This is a genomic window from Massilia brevitalea (genome assembly GCF_030711405.1).
In the GTDB taxonomy this organism is placed as follows: Bacteria; Pseudomonadota; Gammaproteobacteria; order Burkholderiales; family Burkholderiaceae_D; genus Telluria; species Telluria brevitalea.
The window spans coordinates 1-6112 of sequence record NZ_JAULSI010000091.1 but is presented as its reverse complement, the minus strand read 5'-3'; the positions used below and the strand labels follow the sequence as shown (position 1 = coordinate 6112).

The following is a 6112-nucleotide window of genomic DNA, read 5'->3' as shown; positions in this document are numbered from 1 at the left end:
TTCTCTCAAACAATGGAGCCTCCTCAAAACCCGGAGCGATTCACTGCATTACCTCGGACCCTGCGCCACCCCCAAACATAATTGGCAACAAACCCGCGAGGATGACGGCGACTGTCATCGCTTTGGGGCGAACCCTCAGTAAGGCGCCTTCGCGGATGGCATCCAAGACCAACTCACGTGTTAGAGGGTATCCCGCATCTAGTCGACTCTGAAGGGCATTGCGTAGGTACACCTGCATGACAACGCCGAACTCTGCCGCGAGTCCCGCAAGCGCAATGAACCCTACCGCAGTGGCGACTGATACCGCATGCCCGAGGAACCAGATGAACCAGAATCCCCCAACCAGAGCGAAGGGCACGGTTAGCATTAGTAACGCCGCTTCCGCGGCGGAGCGAAAGGCGAAGTAGAGCAGCATGAATATGACCAACAAGGTGAGCGGCACAACGGTCTTGAGCCTAGCGGACGCGCGTTCCATGTACTCGAATTGTCCGGACCAACCTATGGCGTACCCAGGCGGCAGCTTCACTTTGTCGTTCACCTGTGTCTGCATCGCACGAACGGCTGTCGAGAGGTCGACGCCCCGGACATCCACATACACCCATCCTGACAGCCTGGCGTTCTCGCTACGAATCATAGGAGGACCGTCGGTGATTGACAGGGACGTGACGTCGCCGAGGCGAATCTGGCCTCCACGTCCGGTAACGATGGGAAGCTCCCGCAGGGACTGAACAGAGTTCCGATAGTCCTGCGGGTAACGCACGTTTATTGGGAAACGTTGGCGCCCATCGACAACTTCTCCAACGTTCTCACCACCGATTGCCGACGACACGATGGTCTGTATGTCCGCGACGCTCATGCCGTACCTTGCTGCGCGAAGCCTGTCGATGTCGATGTCGATATACCGGCCGCCGCTTAGCCGCTCAGCAAGGGCAGAGGTGACACCTGGGACTGTCTTTACTGCCGCCTCAACTGCGGTAGTAATCTTGTCGATTTGAGCCAGGTCGGGGCCTGATACTTTGACACCGACTGGGGTTTTAATGCCGGTGGAGAGCATGTCAATGCGATTGCGAATCGGCGGCACCCAGACATTCGAGAGCCCGGGAACCTTCACAACTTTGTCGAGCTCCTCTACGAGCTTCTCTGGCGTCATGCCCGGACGCCACTGGTCTCGTGGTTTGAACTGAACCGTCGTTTCGAACATTTCCATCGGAGCTGGGTCGGTCGCGGACTCTGCGCGACCAGCTTTGCCGAATACAGTGGCCACCTCGGGAACGGTTTTGATGAGGCGGTCTGTTTGCTGGAGCAGCTCGCTGGCCTTCGCTGCAGAAAGCCCTGGAAGCGCTGAGGGCATGTACAGCAGGTCCCCCTCATTCAATGGGGGAAGGAATTCTCCTCCCAGTTTCGAAATAGGGATAGCCGTCAGCAGTAGTGCAATCAAAGCCATGCCGAGCGTTGTCCAAGGATGTTTCAAAGTTGCTTCCAGAAGTGGCCGGTAGCCTTTGATAAGCAGCCGATTTACTGGATTGGACTCCTCGCTGGGTATGCGTCCCCTGATGAGGTAACCTATCAGCACTGGTACCAGCGTAATTGAAAGTGCAGCTGCCGCGGCAAGCGTATACGTCTTTGTGAAGGCGAGAGGTGCAAACAGTTTGCCTTCTTGCGCCTCGAGGCCGAACACAGGAATAAACGAAAGCGTGACGATGAGAAGCGAGAAGAAGAGTGCAGGACCGACTTCCACGGACGACTTCGCGATGATGTCCCAGCGGGTACGAGCGTCGAGGCTCGTTTTCGGATGGGCGTGCGCATGCGCTTCCAGGTGCTTGTGCGCGTTCTCGATAAGCACCAAGGCAGCGTCGGTCGCAGCCCCGACCGCAATAGCGATACCTCCGAGCGACATGATGTTTGCATTCACACCTTGGTATCGCATCACAATGAAGGCCGCGAGTACTGCTAGTGGAAGTGTCACGACAGCGACCAGCGCGCTCCTGATGTGGAAAAGGAAGACAGCGCATACGATTGCGACGACCACGAACTCTTCGATGAGCTTGTCACGCAAGTTCGCAACCGACGCTGAAATCAGTTTCGAACGGTCGTAAGTGGTCACGACTTCGACACCTTTTGGAAGGGACGCTTGAAGTGTCGCTAGCTTGGCTTTCACTGCTTCGATGGTGTCGAGCGCGTTTTTCCCCGAGCGCATAATGACAACGCCGCCTGCTACCTCTCCTTCCCCGTTCAGCTCCGCTATCCCGCGGCGCATCTCTGGTCCCAGGCGGACCGAGGCCACGTCGCGAAGCAGGACTGGCGTGCCCGCATCGCTCGCATTAAGAACGATATTTCGGAAGTCCTCCAACGAGCGCAAATAACCGTGGGAGCGCACCATGTACTCAGTTTCGGCCATCTCGATGACAGAACCGCCTGACTCTTCGTTTGCATCTTGGACTGCTTCGAGTACCTGGGCGTGCGACATGCCAAACACCCGGAGCTTGTCCGGGTCGAGCACAATCTGATACTGACGGACCATCCCACCAATGCTCGCTACCTCGGCAACGTCCTGCACGGTCTTGAGTTCGAATTTCAGGAACCAGTCGTTGATAGCGCGAAGCTGGCTAAGGTCGTTCTTCCCACTTCGGTCGACTAAGGCGTACTCAAACACCCAGCCAACACCGGTGCCGTCAGGTCCTAGTTCTGCTCGCACGCCGGCGGGCAAGCGATTCTGCACCTGGTTGACGTACTCAGTAACACGTGAGCGCGCCCAGTACAGGTCAGTATCGTCATCGAACAAGACGTAGACGAATGAGTCTCCGAAGAACGAGTAGCCGCGAACGGTCTTCGCTCCCGGCACCGAGAGGAGAGCCGTCGTTAATGGATAGGTGACCTGGTCTTCGACTAGCTGCGGCGCCTTGCCGGGATACTGGGCTCGGATAATGACCTGAGTGTCTGAAAGGTCGGGAAGGGCGTCGAGGGACGTTGCGCGCAATGAGTAGACGCCCCAGACCGCTACCAACACGGCCGCAATCAGAACCCAAACACGCCCCGCGATTGACGCCCGTATGATGCGGGCAATCATGGCTTACCTCCGGTGGCCGCTACAACGCTCTTGAGCTCATAACCGTCTCCGCTTTCGACGAAGGAGAACTGGACGGTTTGGCCGACCTTGATTTCCTTGAACGAATCGGGCTTCGGCTTCTTGAAGTCCATCGTCATTGCAGGCCACTGCAGCGTGGCGATAGGTCCATGGGACAGCGTTATCGCCTCGTCGGTTACCTGTTCGACTTTGCCAGTTCCTTGGTGGGATGGTGACGATGGTTGGACAGGTTTCTTCGTATCTGTCGGCTTAGGAGGCATCGACATCTGTGGCATTGGACTTGGCTGCGCGTCGGGTAGCGGTGCGCTCGAACTGGCGCCTTTGGGGGGCATTGGGGCGTCGGTCGCAAGCTTCGGCCGTATGGACTTCAGATTCGCCTCCGAATCAATCAAGAATTGACCTGACGCGACTACACGCTGGCCTTCGCTTAGCCCACTGAGAATCTCAGTTTCGTCGCCAATTTCTCGTCCTGGAGAGACGACAACCGGGCGCATGCTGTTCTTCTCGTCAGCAACAAAAACAATGGAGCGCTTACCCGACGCGATGATGGCCTCGGATGGAACGAGGAGACGGGCTTCAGGTTTCGCAGCGCTGAGCCTGATTTGCATCAGCATTCCCGGGATTAGGCTCCCATCCTTGTTCTCCAATTCCAGTCGAGCTTGGGCTGTTCGGGTGGCGGTACTTACGCCTGGCAGAATCTCCCGTACCTTTCCTTGATAAGTGCGCTGTGGGTCTCCAGCGAAGGTTGCGGTTACCTGCATACCAGGGCGTGCTGAGCCGATAACTGCCTCTGGCACTTCGGCAAGCAGCCAAATCGTGTTTATACCGACGACTTTTGCAATCGTCGTCCCAGGCGTAACCTGCGCCCCTTCTCGGACAGCTAGTTCGGTGACGATGCCAGAAACCGGGGACGACAGTGTCAGGTGGCTCTGTGGCCGGCCTGTACGGTCCATGGCCGCCACCATCGAATCCGGAATAGACAGCGCTCGCATTCGCTGGCGAGCGGCGGCCATCAATGTTGTGTCACCGCTTTGCTTTAGCGCCAGATACTCCTCCTGCGGAGCCAGCCAGTCCGGGACATAGATAGACGCGAAAGCCTGGCCGCGCTTCACTACTTGCTGGGGTGCTCGCACATGAAGCTTGTCGATGAAACCAGCTACTCGACTCTGAACGACTTCGGCTTTGCTTTCATCGAACTGGGTGCTGCCTATGAGTTCCAGAGAGACCGCTTGCTCGGCGCGCCGAACGGTCGCAAAGCGAATGCCAAGGTTTTGTTGAAGTGACGGTGAGATTTTTACCCCAGCCGCTTCGCCACCTTCCTCAGCGTACACAGGCACGAGGTCCATATCCATAAAAGGACTCTTGCCTGGCTTGTCGAAGCGCTCACCCGGGACCATTGGGTCATGCCAATAGAGGACTCGTTTCCCTGTCGCCGGGTCGACATTAGATGCGGAAGTAACCGCTGGCGGCGTGTTGCCTTGCGTGCCTGCGCCTGCTCTGGAGGCGGCCGTCCTTGTGCCCGCCCAGTAGCCGCCGCAGGCGAGAAGCGAACCTGCAACGATGAAAATTGCGGTGCGTTGCTTGTTTGTGGTTTTCATTGTGCCGCCCTCGATTGCGTTGCGATGTCATGCGGGATTACGTGAAGCTCGAGGCTTGCCCAGACGAGGGCAGCCTCCTGTTCCAGCGCATTAACTTGCAAACGCTTTTCAAGCGACGTACGCCTAGCTTTGAAAACGGCAGTTAAGGTGCCGGTGCCGCCGCGGTAGTCGGCGAGCGAGAGGTCTACCTGTTGGTTGGCGGTTGGGAGCAGCTCCATCTTGAGGAGCGCAATACGGCGCTTGAAGCTTTCAAGTTGAGCTGACTGCGCTTGTATCATCGACTGCATGTCGACAAGGGCTTCTTCGTATTCCAGCCTGGCTTTCGTTCCGAGCTCGGACTTCTCCGCGATGTCACGGTCCTGTCGTTGGGCCCGGTTGAGGGTGAGCGGAATGCTCACGCCAAACGACACCATGTTGGAGTACTGGCTGCTCCGTTGGGCAAAGCCGGCTTCAAACGACCAATCAGGATTACGCTCACGGACGGCCACCGCTTTGTCAGCGTCAGCGAGGCTAATTGCACGGCGCGCGTTGAGAACGGTAGGGTGATAGCGTTCAAGGTCGGAGGCCGGCAGTGTTGGCACGTGTGTTGTGAGTTCAGGCGGTGTGTCTGCCACCCCAACAATGTCCGTGCGCGTCCATCTGCGCAGGTTAATTTGCGCTGTTTCCAGCTCCTGCTCTGCCGCCTGTATCGAGTCGCGACTCAAGATAAGTTCAGTCTTTGCCTGCAGCACATCGCTAGCTGAGGCTTTTGCGCCGCGGTGTGCCGCCTGGAGGGCCGCAAGGTCCTGTTCCATCTCGCGCGCGACGGACCGAGACAGCACTACTGCCCGCTGACGGTACAGAACGGTTAGCCAGGCTTTGCCGGCTTCTTCGCGTACGGTCGCGACCTTTTCGAGGTATTCACCTTCAGCGCTCTCCGTCGCGCGTTGAGCGCGTTCTGACCGGGCTTGACGCTTGTCTCGAGAGACCCATTGCTGTTCGATGCCAATCCGACGCATCGTCATGAAGTCGGCATTGGGGCGGAATTTGTCGGGGCCCGACACAGGCAGATTGTCGAGGCCCAGCTTGAGCATCGGGTCCGGTAGTTGGTCTGCTCTTGCCGCCGCCTGAGAACTTGCTGCGACTGAAGCACGGGACGCCCTGGCAGAGGTGGAGGCGGCGGTAGCGAGACGTAGCGCCTCGTCGAAGGTGAGCAGCGTTGGGCTAGCGTTAGCTATGCTCGCGGTAAGAAGCAGAACAGCTACGAGCAGGGTGTGGAGTTTCCGTGCAGGGGCGCCTGGCACGCATATATACGGCTTGAAAATAGAAAGCATAAATCCTCCGCGAATGAAAACAAGCGCCGGCAGCAATCGCTAGCCGGGCGTTAAGCAGGCGGGGAGGAGATTAGATGTCAAGTCCCGTTTGATCGTAAACGCGTTTAACGAATAAT

General features: G+C 57.7%; 2 protein-coding genes and 1 pseudogene. All 3 read right to left on the bottom strand.

Annotation, left to right across the window (positions count from 1 at the left end; all coding sequences use genetic code 11):
• Positions 1–43: 43 nt before the first annotated feature.
• Positions 44–3067, bottom strand: a pseudogene (locus tag QWL29_RS26220) (efflux RND transporter permease subunit); the annotation flags it as partial.
• Positions 3064–4683 carry an efflux RND transporter periplasmic adaptor subunit gene (locus tag QWL29_RS26215; RefSeq protein WP_305825795.1) on the bottom strand — a complete coding sequence of 540 codons (1620 nt, stop codon included), beginning with the start codon at positions 4681–4683 and terminating at the stop codon, positions 3064–3066. The pseudogene QWL29_RS26220 and the gene QWL29_RS26215, both read right to left, overlap by 4 nt.
• Entirely contained in the window at positions 4680–5756 is a 1077-nt protein-coding gene (locus tag QWL29_RS26210) for a TolC family protein (RefSeq protein ID WP_502572782.1), read from the bottom strand. The genes QWL29_RS26215 and QWL29_RS26210 overlap by 4 nt, the downstream gene beginning before the upstream one ends.
• Positions 5757–6112 lie beyond the last annotated feature (356 nt).

Bases quoted from the DNA above. Each gene is read 5' to 3' on its own strand.
- QWL29_RS26215 (WP_305825795.1), bottom strand. From the start codon at position 4,683: ATGAAAACCACAAACAAGCAACGCACCGCAATTTTCATCGTTGCAGGT.
- QWL29_RS26210 (WP_502572782.1), bottom strand. From the start codon at position 5,756: ATGCTCAAGCTGGGCCTCGACAATCTGCCTGTGTCGGGCCCCGACAAA.